This window comes from Bacillus sp. MYb78, from assembly GCF_002975115.1.
Lineage (GTDB): Bacteria > Bacillota > Bacilli > Bacillales > Bacillaceae_G > Bacillus_A > Bacillus_A cereus.
Genome location: NZ_PCOB01000001.1, coordinates 548,542 through 563,366, shown reverse-complemented (window position 1 = coordinate 563,366; position 14,825 = coordinate 548,542). Strand labels below are relative to the sequence as shown.

Below are 14,825 nucleotides of genomic sequence, written 5' to 3'. Positions count from 1 at the left end.
CAATTATGTTTTAAAGTGTATATTTTTATGGATTTATTTAATAATTTATGAGCGATTGTATGTCGTATTACGTTTACGTAGGTAAGAGATTTTCATTTTTGCTATTTAAATTGGCCAATATATCCTTTTTACAATTTACTGAAAATCATGTATAACAGAGATACATGATTATTTTATCTCGCTATTTGCGGGCAGTAAGATCCCTTACCTCGAAATTTAGCAAAAGTAAAGAAGTTAGGTTGGGGTCGGGATGGCCGTAAAAGTCCGATTGGTGAGGGTTGATGAAAGTTTCACTTTATAAATATTCAGAAGTAGAGGGAGAAAAGTTGTAATGGTAAGAAAAACGTTCAAGATGCGCGTGTCTAAAAATAGAACGATTTCGATTAATGGATCGATTCTTGATGTGGATGTTACACATGATGAATTTTTACAAGAGTTTGTTGAGTGGGTCGATTCTAAAGGTTGGTCGTTTATGGGGATAACCGATGAGATTACGCCCGAGGAAGCTAGTCAAAAGTTAATAGATTCGTTGATAGATGAGAAGGATAAGAAAGAGTAATTCCTTCTTATTTTTATTGTATATTTATGTTCTTTATCGTAAAAATATGATATAGTAAAAAATAGTGAAAATTCTTCCAGTTTAATACAAATTACATATGATTGGTAGATTTCTTATTTTGTTAGAGGAGTAAATGGAAAAGGGAGAGTCATATGGTAAATTTTAAGAAAATTTTGGTTTTTATTACAGTTATTTGTTTGTTTTTGTTGACACCTATGACATTGCGTGCTGAGACGAATATTGGAGTAAATCCAGAACAAGTTGCACCACCACCTGCAGAAGGACCGAATGTTTTTAGTCAGTTTGCAACGACAATTGATGCGAAAACAGGAGATGTTATGTATGACAAAAACGCATATCACCGAGCATATCCTGCTAGTACGACGAAGGTGTTAACAGCGATTTTACTCATGGAGCATACAAAGCCAGAGGATCAATTTACATTTTCACAATTAGCATTAGATCAAGAGAAGAGTAATTATCAAATTGAGTTTCAACCTGGAGAGACAATTAATAGAAATACTGCGCTTATGATTTTAATGGTGCTGAGTGCGAATGATGTGTCGTATGCGATTGCGGAGCGGATTGGCGGGAGTGTTGAGAATTTCGCTAATATGATGAATGAGAAAGCGAAGCAATTAGGGGCGAAAGATAGCCACTTTGTAACACCGAATGGACTGCATGATCCGAACCATTATACGACGCCGTATGATATGGCTATGATTACGAAGGGTGTGCAAAAGTATCCTGAAATTTTACAAGCGATGAATACGAAAAGAACGACAGTTACGACGTCTAGGCAGACGGTGTCTATTTTTAATAAATCTAATTTTTTTGAAAATCCATATAGCATTGGCGGTAAGACAGGGTTTACGAATGAAGCGCGTAATACACTTGTTTTATTAAATGAGAAAGATGGAAATCGTATTATAAGTGTAGTAATGGCTTCTCAAAGACCTGAAATTTATGAAGATTTGAAGCAGATGGCGGACTATTCTTTCGGTCAATTTACGAAGCAAACAGTGCTCGATAAACATAATTGGCATCAAAAAACAACATATTTAAATAAAGATGTTAGTTCTGAGTTGGAAAAAAGTGCAGAACTGATGCTTAAGAAAGATGAAGGGAAAAATGTGAAAACTATTTTCCGGGCAGCTTCATTAGATAAAGAATCTTTGTATCATAAAGGAATACATCGTGGTGAGGTAGTTGGTGCAGTTGATATTACGAAAAATAATCAAACAATTGCGACGGTAAATGTTCTTTCAACAGAAGATGTCACTTTTGCGATGCCTAAGAAAGATACAGTTGCATCTGAGGAAAAAGAGTCAAATGTGAAAGTAATAAGTGTTGGGATAGGCGCAATTGTATTATTTGGAGCCATTTTATATGTAGTGTTACGCCGTAATACAAAAGGGATGAAAACAGAAGAAAAATAACGTAGTAGTAAAAAGACTGTGGAGAGATTTTGTCACAGTCTTTTTTATATGCTAAAAAGATATTTAACTAATAATTGTAAATTTTCTTATTGCAATAACTTAAAGTTCGTTATATCATTTACTTGTGTTCTTGTTAAAGAACGTAATGGATATTGCATACTTCAAATAATATAAAACAACGGAGAGGGAGAGAGACGATGAAATTAATTTGGAAGGTAATTAGCAACGCGATCTCATTTGTTTTATTTGCATTGATGGTTTTTTTAGCTTTTGTAGTTATTTCTTCAAAAGCGAGCGGTGGTGATCCGACAGTGATGGGATATCAATTTAAGAGCGTTCTTTCAGGATCAATGGAGCCGACGTTTTTAACAGGATCAATCATTGCAATAGAACCAAACAAAGATGGTTCTAAATATCAAAAAGGTGATGTTATTACCTTTAAAGAGAAAGATCAAAAAATTATCACTCACCGTATTATCGGTGTGAAAGATACAAATGGAAAAGTAATGTATGAAACAAAAGGGGATAACAACAACGGACCAGATTTAGAGCCAGTACTTGCAGAAAATGTAGTTGGAAAGTATGCAGATATTACAGTTCCGTACGTTGGTTATTTACTGAATTATGCGAATTCAAAAGCGGGAGCAGCATTACTTCTTATTATTCCAGGAGTCTTTTTACTTGGATATTCCGCGATTTCTATTTTGGGGGCTATTCGTAGCATTGACGGAGAAAAGAAAGATAAAAAAGTAGAACAATCCGTCTAGTTCGTTTGGTTATACTTTCCGTTTAGGAAGTTAACAAATATATATATTAAGGGGATATGGACATGACTTTAAAGAAAAAATTAGGAATGGGTATTACATCAGCAGTACTAGGAGCAGCGTTAGTTGGTGGAGGAACATTTGCATTTTTCAGTGATAAAGAAGTGTCAAACAATACATTTGCGGCTGGGACACTGGATTTAGCATTAAATCCATCAACAGTTGTTAACGTATCGAATTTAAAACCTGGGGATACAATTGAAAAAGAATTTAAACTAGAAAATAAAGGCTCTTTAGATATTAAAAAGGTTTTACTGAAAACAGATTATAATGTAGAAGATGTAAAGAAAGATAATAAAGATGATTTTGGTAAACATATTAAAGTAACATTCTTAAAAAATGTAGATAAGCATGAGACAATTGTGAAACAAACTACTTTAGATAAATTAAAAGGTGACACACTTACAGCTGTAGATAATGATTTATCGGCTTGGTTCTGGGATGAAAAAGGTATTTCAGCAGGTAAATCTGATAAATTCAAAGTGAAATTTGAGTTCGTTGATAATGGAAAAGATCAAAATCAATTCCAAGGCGATAAGTTACAATTAAATTGGACGTTTGATGCACAACAAACAGCAGGTGAAGAAAGATAATAACAAAAAGGGCTATCACATGGATAGCCCTTTTTCTATTTTTCTAGTATTTGTCTATCAATTTTAATAGTTCTTTACTATAATATAGATAATGTTCTGTATAAAGAACGTAATGTTCGATGGGAGAGATTAAGATGCTGAAAAGACCGCGTAATTTTAAAAAGATGCTTATATTGCCGTGTATGTGTTCTATTACGTTTTATTTAGGATCTCAAATTATGACTCATACAGAAGCGGCGTTCATTCATGAAACGAAAGTAGAAGCGACGCTTTCTACAGCAATTATATTTCCGAAAACAGTTAATACGTTAAAAGAGCAATCTGAGAAACATAAACAGTTTATTGAGCGTGAGTATGGAACGATGAAGGGAAAATCGAAAGCAACTTCTATTGAAGAAATAAAACAGGCGATTTCTGTATGGCAACAAGGGCGTGAGAAAATTGTTGCTGAGAAGGAAGCTCTGCAAAATGTATATACTGAAATAGAAGCTCCTTATAATCAAATACAAGAAGAATTAAAGGTAAATAAAGATGAGTCGATGCAGCAAGTGTCCGTATATGTAAATGAAGGCTTTCGCAGTATCAAAGAGAAACGTGACTATATTGAGAAAGAAATTAGCTTGAAAGCTATTGATGAGCAAATTCAGGCTCTTCAGCAACAATTAAACGTTGCAATTGAAGCGGAAGGACAAAAGAAAGTAGAAGAACAGAAGAAAGTAGAAGAACAGAAGAAAGTAGAAGAACAGAAGAAAGCAGAAGAACAGAAGAAAGCAGAAGAACAAAAGAAAGCGGAGTAACTGCTTTAGTGAAACAGCCGGAAAACAAGAATGTGGTGTAAGAGAGTGTGAACGAATAAGCAAGACTAGTAATATTTATACGAGTGTGAGGGAAAGTTAGCCCTCACCTCTTTGTTTTGCTTTTTCTTATAGTATTAAATGATTTGAGTGTGAAAAAAGATATAAATTATCATTCGTTTTTCTGAAAAGTCTAAATAATATTGAGAAATAAAAATAACTGAAAATATTAATAAATATGTGTTGTGTTTATATAGGTTTGTTCGTTATAATGAACATAAGGTTTTTAAAAAAGAACACATATTAGCTAAGCTAATATAGTTTTCTTTACATCTCTTATTGAAAAATAAGTGATAAAAATATAAAAAAAAGCTAGGGGGAATTGATTGTGAGTCTGAAAAAGAAATTAGGTATGGGAGTTGCATCAGCAGCATTGGGGTTAGCTTTAATTGGTGGAGGAACATTTGCATTCTTTAGCGATAAAGAAGTATCAAACAATACATTTGCAGCTGGGACGTTAGACCTTACATTAAACCCTAAGACGCTTGTAGATATTAAAGATTTAAAACCAGGGGATTCTGTTAAGAAAGAGTTCTTATTACAAAACAGCGGTTCGTTAACTATTAAAGACGTTAAATTAGCAACAAAGTATACTGTTAAAGATGCAAAAGGTGATAATGCTGGTGAAGACTTTGGTAAGCACGTTAAAGTAAAATTCCTTTGGAACTGGGATAAACAAAGTGAGCCTGTATACGAAACAACTTTAGCAGACTTACAAAAAGTTGATCCAGATCTTTTAGCTAAAGACATCTTTGCTCCTGAGTGGGGAGAAAAGGGTGGATTAGCAGCTGGTACAGAGGATTATCTATGGGTACAATTTGAATTTGTAGATAATGGAAAAGATCAAAATATCTTCCAAGGTGATACATTGAATTTAGAATGGACATTCAATGCTAACCAAGAAGCTGGGGAAGAAAAATAATAAAAAAGCGGGTATCCCCCGCTTTTTTTATAAAGAAAAAGAAGTGCTACTTGTAAGCACTTCTTTCTATTTATTATTTTGCTTCCACTTTGTAAATTCAAGAAATTCACGAAATTGTTCTTTGGAGACACCAGAGTTCATTGCATCTTTAACGAGTTGTGTCCATTCGGAGTCTAGGTTAGTTTCCTTTGTTGTTTCATCATGAAGTAAAGTATCAACTGGAATTTGTAGAACTGCTGCGATCTTTTCAAGAAACTGAATGGAAGGGTTTTTTTGTAAATTTCGTTCTATAGAACTAATGTAAGATTTAGCAACGCCAGCTTTTTCGGCAAGTTCAGTTAATGAAATCCCTTTTTGTAAACGAAGGCGTTTTATACGTTCTCCAATCATATTTGCGCACCTTTCTATCAATATGTAGTTGTCTTATGATGTCATTATTATAACATAAACTTCGTTAAAAAGAACAAACCTATTGAGCCTGACTGGATGGCTTCATACGTTGGAAAAATTGCTCGATGTCTTGCATGGCGATACCAGCATCTAGAGCTTCAAGTATTAAATCAATCCATTCTTGATCCAGTGCGTCTGTCTTATCTTTGTACAAATGTAATTCCTCCCTAATTATCGGTCATAATTGCTGCTACAGAATACATGATAATGCAATCCGATTTTGTGTTTTATATAGTGAATTATCAAATATTGTGTAGATGAAACAAAGATAAAATCCCCATTAAACTCCCTCTATGGAAATTATAAATTGTTCGATAAAAACTTTCAATATTTTCAGAAAACATTGTTGAATTGTGATATATTCGTATGCTAACTATGAAATTTTTACAAATATATTAAAAATATTACATGATATGACTAAATATTGAAAAAATATTGAATTTTTAATAAAATTCAATTTGTAATACATATTATTTATTAGGGGAGGAAATATGGGATGAACAAGAAACCGTTCAAAGTTTTGTCATCAATCGCTTTAACAGCTGTATTAGGCCTTTCATTCGGAGCTGGCACTCAATCTGCATATGCTGAAACGCCTGTGAATAAAACAGCTACGAGCCCAGTTGATGATCATTTAATTCCGGAAGAACGTTTAGCAGATGCGCTAAAAAAACGTGGGGTAATTGATTCGAAGGCTTCAGAGACAGAAACAAAGAAAGCAGTCGAAAAGTATGTAGAGAACAAAAAGGGTGAAAATCCTGGAAAAGAAGCAGCAAATGGGGACCAGCTTACGAAAGATGCATCCGACTTTTTAAAGAAAGTAAAAGATGCGAAAGCAGACACGAAAGAAAAATTAAATGAACCAGCAACAGGGACACCTGCAGCGACAGGCCCAGTTAAAGGCGGACTAAATGGTAAAGTGCCAACTTCTCCAGCAAAACAAAAAGACTATAACGGTGAAGTTCGTAAAGACAAAGTACTCGTTTTACTTGTAGAGTACGCTGACTTTAAACATAATAATATCGACAAAGAGCCTGGATATATGTATTCTAACGATTTTAATAAAGAACATTATGAAAAAATGTTATTCGGCAACGAGCCATTCACATTAGATGATGGAAGCAAAATCGAAACATTTAAACAATATTACGAAGAGCAATCTGGTGGTAGTTACACAGTGGACGGAACAGTTACAAAATGGTTAACAGTTCCTGGTAAAGCTGCTGATTACGGTGCAGATGCTGCTACAGGTCATGATAATAAAGGACCAAAAGGGCCACGTGATTTAGTAAAAGATGCATTAAAAGCAGCTGTAGATAGTGGTATTGATTTATCAGAGTTCGATCAATTTGATCAATACGATGTAAATGGTGATGGAAATAAAAATCAACCAGATGGTTTAATCGATCACTTAATGATTATTCATGCGGGTGTTGGACAAGAAGCAGGCGGTGGTAAATTAGGCGATGATGCAATTTGGTCGCACCGTTGGACAGTTGGACCAAAGCCATTCCCAATTGAAGGTACACAAGCGAAAGTTCCATATTGGGGCGGAAAGATGGCAGCATTTGACTACACAATTGAACCAGAAGATGGAGCGGTTGGTGTATTCGCACATGAATATGGTCACGATTTAGGTCTTCCAGATGAGTACGATACACAATATAGTGGTCAAGGTGAGCCGATTGAAGCTTGGTCTATTATGAGTGGCGGAAGCTGGGCTGGTAAAATCGCTGGAACGACGCCAACGAGTTTCTCACCACAAAATAAAGAGTTTTTCCAAAAAACAATTGGTGGTAACTGGGCAAATATCGTAGAAGTAGATTACGAGAAATTAAATAAAGGTATCGGTCTAGCGACATATTTGGATCAAAGTGTTACGAAATCAGATCGACCAGGTATGATTCGTGTTAACTTACCAGATAAAGATGTTAAAACAATTGAGCCAGCATTTGGTAAACAATATTATTACAGCACAAAAGGTGACGATCTTCATACGAAGATGGAAACACCGTTGTTTGATTTAACGAATGCAACGAATGCAAAATTTGATTTCAAGTCATTATATGAGATTGAAGCAGGTTATGATTTCCTTGAAGTACACGCTGTAACAGAAGATGGTAAACAAACGTTAATTGAAAGACTTGGCGAGAAAGCAACTAGTGGAAATGCAGATTCGACAAATGGAAAATGGATTGACAAATCATATGATTTAAGTCAATTCAAAGGCAAGAAAGTAAAATTAACATTTGATTACATTACTGATGGTGGTTTAGCATTAAATGGATTCGCTCTTGATAATGCTTCATTAACAGTAGATGGTAAAGTAGTATTCTCTGATGATGCAGAAGGTACACCACAATTAAAATTAGATGGTTTCGTTGTATCTAACGGAACAGAAAAGAAAAAACATAACTACTATGTTGAGTGGAGAAACTATGCTGGGGCAGATAACGCGTTGAAATTTGCTCGCGGTCCAGTATTTAACACTGGTATGGTTGTATGGTATGCAGATTCAGCTTATACAGATAACTGGGTTGGTGTACATCCAGGACACGGTTTCCTTGGTGTTGTTGATTCTCATCCAGAAGCAATTGTTGGTACTTTAAATGGTAAACCAACAGTTAAGAGCAGTACACGATTCCAAATCGCTGATGCTGCGTTCTCATTCGACAAAACGCCAGCTTGGAAAGTTGTATCTCCAACGCGTGGAACATTTACGTATGATGGCTTAGCAGGCGTACCGAAGTTTGATGATTCGAAAACGTATATTAATCAACAGATTCCAGATGCAGGACGTATTTTACCGAAGCTTGGTTTAAAATTTGAAGTAGTAGGACAAGCTGATGATAATTCTGCAGGTGCTGTTCGTTTATATCGTTAATACAGTAAAACTACCGAGAGATTTTCTTTCGGTAGTTTTTTTGTGAGCAATGAATTTTATATAGCTGAAAAAGTCATATATAATGTAACTTTAAGAATAGAAATTTGTTATATATGAAGTCTATATAAATAATGAAAGAATTGGATAAAAATAGTGGGAGAAGGTGAGTGAATGAGTATTACCTCTATTGTAAGTAGGCAAAAGGAATATTTTTTAAAAGGGTGTACGAGAAGCATCGAAATGAGAAAGAATAATTTGAAGAAGCTTTATGAAGGCATTCAGCGTTTTGAAGAAGAAATATTTCAGGCATTGAAATTAGATTTAAATAAGTCAGTTCACGAGTCGTTTACAACGGAAGTTGGATATGTATTAAAAGAAATTTCCTTTCAATTGAAACATATGTCATCGTGGAGTAAACCGAAGCGAGTTCGAACAGCACTCACTCATTTTGGATCAAAAGGAAAAGTAGTGCCAGAGCCGTATGGTGTGACGCTTATTATTGCACCGTGGAACTATCCTTTTCAATTAGCAATTGCACCACTTGTAGGAGCACTTGCAGCTGGAAATACAATCGTTTTAAAGCCGTCAGAGTTAACGCCAAGCGTTTCAAAAGTGCTTAAGAGAATGTTAGGTGAATTATTCCCAGAAGAGCTTGTAGCGGTAGTAGAAGGTGGCGTTGAAGAGAGTACATCTTTGCTGAGGGAACCAATTGATTATATTTTCTTTACTGGTAGTGTTGGCGTTGGAAAAGTTGTAATGGAAGCAGCAGCGAAACAGTTGACGCCGCTTACGTTAGAACTTGGCGGGAAAAGTCCTTGTATTGTACATAAAGATGCAAAGATAGAGATGACAGCAAGAAGAATTGTTTGGGGTAAGTTTTTAAATGCAGGGCAGACATGTGTAGCGCCTGATTATATGTACGTGCATTCTTCCGTGAAAGAACAGCTAGTTGAGGCACTGCGACATGAAATCACAGAGCAGTATAGTAAAGAACCTTTGCAAAATGAAAATTACGTGCGTATTGTAAGTGAGCGCCATTTTGAACGATTATGTGGATTTTTACAAGATGGTCAAGTCGTAATTGGTGGAAACTATAAGAAAGATACATTACATATTGAACCGACAGTGCTAGCGGATATTACATGGCAAGATGCTGTTATGGAAGATGAAATTTTTGGTCCGATTTTACCAATCATAGAGTACGACAATATAGAAGATGTAATTGGCACAATCCAGCAACATCCGAAGCCGTTAGCGTTATATGTATTTTCGGAAGATAAAGAAGTACAAAAGAAAGTGACGAGTAATATTTCATATGGTGGAGGCTGTATTAATGATGTTGTCTATCATCTTGCCACGCCATATTTACCTTTTGGGGGTGTTGGAAGTAGTGGATTAGGGGGTTATCATGGGGAAGAAAGTTTTCGGACTTTTTCACATTATAAAAGCATTTTAGCCCAATCTACAGCATTCGACATGAAAATTCGTTACTCTTCTACAAAAAGTGCTTTAAAATTCATACGAAAGTTGTTAAAATGATGATGGTGTTTATCAGTAGGCGTAGCCGTATGATAATAGCCCCTTCGCGATGGAAGGGGTTTTTCTGTTCGACGTTATGTATCATGCGAAAATGAATCAAACATACTACATAAAGAATAGAAACGAACGCTTGCTAAATAACCATTTTTGTTTGGATCGAAACAAAAAATAGTCTATAGAACATAAATATTTATTCATGAATATAAAAATTTAAAATTTAAGGTAGATAGGACGGGAAAATGAAAAAGATTATTAAAGTTGAAGCAGTTGAAAAACATTTTGGAAATCAAGTGATTATCCCACCTCTTTCTTTAGATATTAAAGAGGGAGAGTTTTTAACAATTTTAGGGCCGAGTGGCTGCGGGAAAACGACTTTACTTCGTATGATCGCAGGATTTGAAACTCCAACTAAAGGGAATCTTTTATTAGATGATGAAAGAATTAACGATTTGCCGCCATATAAGCGTCATATGAACCTAGTGTTCCAACATTACGCACTATTCCCACATATGACAGTAGAGAAGAATATTTGTTTTGGTATGAAAATGCAGAAAGTATCAGCAGCAGAGCAGAAAGAGCGTGCTGAAGAGGCAATGCGTTTAACGCAGTTACTTGAGTTCCGTAATCGTAAACCTGCTAAGCTTTCTGGTGGACAACAGCAGCGTGTTGCAATTGCAAGAGCGATTGTAAATAATCCGCGTGTATTACTATTAGATGAGCCACTTGGAGCGCTTGACTTTAAGTTACGAAAAGACTTGCAACGTGAATTGAAAAACTTACAACGTAATTTAGGAATTACGTTTATATACGTAACGCACGATCAAGAAGAAGCAATGAGCATGAGCGATCGTATCGTCGTTATGAATAAAGGACATATCGAACAAATTGGAACGCCGAAAGAAATTTATAATAAGCCGAAAACATTGTTCGTTGCGACATTCATCGGTGAAAATAATATTGTGAAAAATGGGGAAGGCTATGTAGCAATTCGCCCTGAAAATGTGAAAGTACGTTCGGTTGAAGAACCAATTTTAAAAGAATACCATCTTGGACATATTGAAGATATCGAGTTTGTCGGAAATATGGAGAAGCTTTATGTACGTGATGAGAAAACATCAGAATTACTAATGGCATATCAAACTGCTGAAGAGGCAGTGCAGTGGAGCATTGGAGATAATGTATATGTAGGCTGGGAGCAAGAGGACGAGGTGACCTTAAATTGAAAAAAGGGAAATTACTCGCACTACCTACAGTCGCGTGGCTGTTAATTTTCTTCCTAATCCCGCTCGTATTCGTATTAGGATTCGCCTTCATGCAGCGCGGAGCTTACGGGACAGTAGAAATGCAATTTACGCTGGAGAATATATCCCGTGTGTTTGATCCATTGTACTTAGGAACGTTATGGGAAACTGTTAAGATTGCAGTTATTACTACAGTAATATGTTTATTAATTGGTTATCCATTTGCGTATACAATTACAATTGTTGACCGCAAATATCGTTCTATTCTTTTATTATTGGCAACGATCCCGTTTTGGATTAACTTTCTTGTTCGTTCATACGCATGGATTGTTATTTTACGTTCACAAGGTCTTGTGAATACGTTGTTATTAAAACTCGGCATTATTAGTGAACCGTTAAATTTATTATATAATACGCCTTCTGTAATACTCGGAATGGTCTATTCTTTATTACCATTTATGATTTTACCAGTGTATGCAGCAATTGAGCAGCTGGATAAGCGTAAGCTAGAAGCGGCTTATGATTTAGGAGCAACACCAATAAAGGCATTTTGGAATATAACAGTGCCGATGACAATGTCAGGAATTGCGACTGGTTCTATTTTAGTATTCGTTTCTTCTATCGGAATGTTTGTTGTATCAGACGTGATGGGCGGATCGAAAGTAGCATTAATCGGAAACGTTATTCAAAACCAATTCTTAGGTGCACGTGACTGGCCGTTTGGATCTGCGTTATCGATTATCGTTGTTCTATTCTCTGTTCTGTTAATTTACTTATATTATCGTGCAACGAAAGTATATAAATATAATGAGAACGGAGGGGAATAGGCAAAGATGAAGAAGTTTTTAGTTTCTTATTCTTGGTTAATTTTGTTATTCTTGTATTTTCCAATGATGGTTTTAATGGTCTATTCTTTCAACGACTCTCGCATTAATGCGGAGTGGGAAGGTTTTACATTCCATTGGTATACAGATTTATTTCAAAAACAAGATGTTATTGATGCATTTGTAAATAGTATTACGATTGCAGTTATAACAACGATTGTGACAACGGTACTTGGTGTATTCTTTGCGATTGCTTTACATCGTTATAAATATCGTTTCGAAGGGGCTATTAATGGCCTTGTATATTTACCAATTTTAATTCCTGATATTTTAATGGGATTATCTTTACTAATTCTTTTCAGTCAGCTAGGAATGGAACTTGGACAAACAACGATTATTATTGCACATATTACATTTAGTATTTCGTTTGTTGTTGTTATTTTAGCTGCGCGTCTTTCAAGTATGGGACGTGACTTAGAAGAAGCTGCAAATGATTTAGGAGCAACGCCTTGGCAAACGTTTCGTTTTGTAACGTTCCCAGCAATTGCACCGGGAGTTATTTCAGCAGCATTATTAACATTCACATTATCAATTGATGATTTTGTAATTAGTTTCTTCGTATCAGGACCAGGATCAACAACATTGCCATTATACATTTACAGTATGGTTAAGCGCGGAGTATCACCAGAAATTAATGCTCTTTCTACAATTTTAATTGTTTCTATCGTAGGATTAATGGTTCTATCTGAAATCTTCCGTAACAAAGGTGCAGATGGTGAAGAAAACTCTGGAGGACACCTTCCTTTATAATACGAACGATATAGAAAGTACGAGGGGGTAATAAACCGATGAAATTAATGAAAAGAATAGCTGGCGCAGCAATTAGCTTTAGCCTTGTTGCTGGTGTGCTTGCTGGTTGTGGTGAAAAGAAAGAAGAATTAAATATTTATAGCTGGGCTGACAATTTTGATGAGCAAGTGCTAAGAGATTTTGAAAAGAAGTATAATGTGAAAATTAACTATGATAAGTACGCAAGTAACGAAGAAATGCTTGCGAAATTACAAGCTGGTGGCGCAAAGTATGATTTAATTCAACCATCTGATTACATGGTTAAAACAATGGCAAAAATGGATTTATTAGCGCCGTTAGATAAAAAGAATATCCCAAATATCGAAAACATGGTTTCTAATTTCAAAACACCTGCGTTTGATCCAGAGAATAAATATTCTTTAGTGTACACTTGGGGTGTAACAGGGATTGCATACAATAAAAAGTATGTGAAAGAAGCACCTACAAGCTGGGCTGACTTATGGAATGAGAAATATAAAGGACATGTAACGTTATTAAACGATTCTCGTGAAGTATTAGGAGTGGGTCTTAAGAAGCACGGGTTCTCAAACAGTACAAAAGAAGATGCAGAGTTAAAGACAGCAGCAGATGATTTAAAGAAGCTGCTTCCAAACTTATTAGCATTTGATACAGATAACATTAAACAAAAATTCATTACAGAAGATGCTTGGATCGGAACAGTTTGGTCTGGAGATGCAGCATTTATCGCAAAAGATAATAAAGATGTAGAATACGTTGTACCAAAAGAAGGCGGCACAATTTGGGCTGATACGTTAGCAATTCCAAAGGGTGCAAAACATAAAGAGCTTGCTGAGAAGTTTATGAACTACTTACTTGATGAAAAAGTAAGTGTGAAAAACTACGAGTCAATTGGTTACAGTAATCCAAATGAAAAAGCTCATCCTCTTCATAGTAAAGAATACCGTGATAATCACATGATTTTCTTAACGAAAGAAGAGTTAGATCGTACAGAATGGCTTGTTGATGTAGACGATAAGTTAAAAGACTATGATCGTTACTGGACAGAGCTAAAAACAAAAGGTAAATAAGTAAGAAAATGCGGTTTCTAAAGTAGAAATCGCATTTTTTCATAGTAGGAGGAAATCGTTTGAAGAAGAAGTTACATCAGTATGAGGTAATATGTATCGGTTTATTATTTGCTGTATTTAGTATTGTTGCTTGGCGCGTACATGCAGGTGGCGTTACAGTAATGGATACATATGTCCGCGGATTAGTAAAAGGGCTACAAACGGAAAGTTCCCTTACATTTTTCTCGTACTTTACAAAATTGGGGTCAGCAATTGGGATAGCTGCTACGCTCGTTATAAGTTTGCTTGTTTTTTGGAAGAAGCGTTATTATGCTGCGATGATTGTGTATCCAATGGGAATTTTAATAACACATCTTGTGAATAAAGGGATAAAAGAGATTGTAAAGAGAGAACGTCCGTCATTAAATGAAGCGTTAGATGCACTTGGATATAGTTTTCCTAGTGGACATGCAATGCTATCGATTATGACATTTGGATTTCTTGCTTATATCATTGCTGCTAATTTGAAAAGCATAGCTGGGAAATGTGTCATAACGATTTTGATGGGTATAGTAATCCTATCGATTGGATTAAGTAGAGTCATTTTAGATGTACATTACCCAACTGATATTTTAGCTGGTTACTGCGTAGGTGGTATTTTGTTAGTTATCGCTATTTACTATCATCGTTTACTTACTGAGAGATTGGGGCTTAATAAAGAGAGATAGAAAAAACGCCTGGAAAAACTATCATTATAGTGTTCCTAGGCGTTTTTTGTTTGTATAAAGATATGATACAGTATAAGTGACAATTGAATTA

14 protein-coding genes and 1 pseudogene are annotated in these 14,825 nt (G+C 35.4%); 13 read left to right on the top strand and 2 right to left on the bottom strand.

From position 1 onward, the window contains the following. Positions 1–331 precede the first annotated feature (331 nt). The 6 genes and pseudogenes from CQ064_RS03045 (at position 332) to calY (ending at position 5,191) form a co-directional block, all read left to right on the top strand. Positions 332–559, top strand: a complete 228-nt coding sequence (locus CQ064_RS03045) for a hypothetical protein (RefSeq protein WP_000251856.1) — start codon at positions 332–334, stop codon at positions 557–559. A 152-nt stretch (positions 560–711) separates the two neighbouring features. Continuing rightward, on the top strand, positions 712–1,998 hold the full coding sequence (locus CQ064_RS03040; protein WP_000247026.1) for a D-alanyl-D-alanine carboxypeptidase family protein: 1,287 nt from the start codon (positions 712–714) through the stop codon (positions 1,996–1,998). A gap of 197 nt (positions 1,999–2,195) precedes the next feature. Further along, positions 2,196–2,765 (top strand): signal peptidase I SipW, encoded by a 570-nt coding sequence (gene sipW, locus CQ064_RS03035; RefSeq protein ID WP_000767803.1) that lies wholly within the window; start codon positions 2,196–2,198, stop codon positions 2,763–2,765. A 62-nt stretch (positions 2,766–2,827) separates the two neighbouring features. After that, a complete protein-coding gene (locus CQ064_RS03030; RefSeq protein ID WP_000172852.1) occupies positions 2,828–3,415 on the top strand; it encodes a CalY family protein in 588 nt (195 codons plus the stop codon). A gap of 119 nt (positions 3,416–3,534) precedes the next feature. Continuing rightward, positions 3,535–4,209, top strand: a pseudogene (locus tag CQ064_RS03025) (DUF4047 domain-containing protein); the annotation flags it as partial. A gap of 388 nt (positions 4,210–4,597) precedes the next feature. Further along, positions 4,598–5,191: a biofilm matrix protein CalY gene (gene calY, locus CQ064_RS03020; RefSeq protein WP_000053714.1), complete on the top strand. Its 594-nt coding sequence runs from the start codon at positions 4,598–4,600 to the stop codon at positions 5,189–5,191. 66 nt (positions 5,192–5,257) lie between these two features. Here calY and CQ064_RS03015 read toward each other — a convergent pair whose 3' ends face one another. Beyond that, positions 5,258–5,581 carry a helix-turn-helix domain-containing protein gene (locus tag CQ064_RS03015; RefSeq protein WP_000578884.1) on the bottom strand — a complete coding sequence of 108 codons (324 nt, stop codon included), beginning with the start codon at positions 5,579–5,581 and terminating at the stop codon, positions 5,258–5,260. Between the two features lie 79 nt (positions 5,582–5,660). Next, the gene (locus CQ064_RS03010) at positions 5,661–5,795 is read right to left on the bottom strand and encodes an anti-repressor SinI family protein (protein ID WP_000276219.1); all 135 of its coding nucleotides are present in this window, start codon (positions 5,793–5,795) and stop codon (positions 5,661–5,663) included. A 342-nt stretch (positions 5,796–6,137) separates the two neighbouring features. Between CQ064_RS03010 and inhA1 the strand changes: the two genes are divergently transcribed. The 7 genes from inhA1 (at position 6,138) to CQ064_RS02975 (ending at position 14,734) form a co-directional block, all read left to right on the top strand. Then, positions 6,138–8,525, top strand: coding sequence for a M6 family metalloprotease immune inhibitor InhA1 (gene inhA1 / locus CQ064_RS03005; protein ID WP_001035941.1), 2,388 nt, complete (start codon positions 6,138–6,140; stop codon positions 8,523–8,525). Between the two features lie 171 nt (positions 8,526–8,696). Further along, positions 8,697–10,064, top strand: a complete 1,368-nt coding sequence (locus CQ064_RS03000) for an aldehyde dehydrogenase (RefSeq protein ID WP_000029061.1) — start codon at positions 8,697–8,699, stop codon at positions 10,062–10,064. A gap of 239 nt (positions 10,065–10,303) precedes the next feature. Beyond that, on the top strand, positions 10,304–11,287 hold the full coding sequence (gene potA / locus CQ064_RS02995; RefSeq protein ID WP_000720334.1) for a spermidine/putrescine ABC transporter ATP-binding protein PotA: 984 nt from the start codon (positions 10,304–10,306) through the stop codon (positions 11,285–11,287). Beyond that, positions 11,284–12,132: a spermidine/putrescine ABC transporter permease PotB gene (gene potB, locus CQ064_RS02990; protein WP_000715500.1), complete on the top strand. Its 849-nt coding sequence runs from the start codon at positions 11,284–11,286 to the stop codon at positions 12,130–12,132. The genes potA and potB overlap by 4 nt, the downstream gene beginning before the upstream one ends. A gap of 6 nt (positions 12,133–12,138) precedes the next feature. Further along, positions 12,139–12,939 carry a spermidine/putrescine ABC transporter permease PotC gene (gene potC, locus CQ064_RS02985; RefSeq protein WP_000714191.1) on the top strand — a complete coding sequence of 267 codons (801 nt, stop codon included), beginning with the start codon at positions 12,139–12,141 and terminating at the stop codon, positions 12,937–12,939. Positions 12,940–12,977: 38 nt separating this feature from the next. After that, positions 12,978–14,027 carry a spermidine/putrescine ABC transporter substrate-binding protein PotD gene (gene potD, locus CQ064_RS02980; protein WP_000772490.1) on the top strand — a complete coding sequence of 350 codons (1,050 nt, stop codon included), beginning with the start codon at positions 12,978–12,980 and terminating at the stop codon, positions 14,025–14,027. Between the two features lie 59 nt (positions 14,028–14,086). Further along, on the top strand, positions 14,087–14,734 hold the full coding sequence (locus tag CQ064_RS02975) for a phosphatase PAP2 family protein (RefSeq protein WP_000727783.1): 648 nt from the start codon (positions 14,087–14,089) through the stop codon (positions 14,732–14,734). Positions 14,735–14,825: the final 91 nt, after the last annotated feature.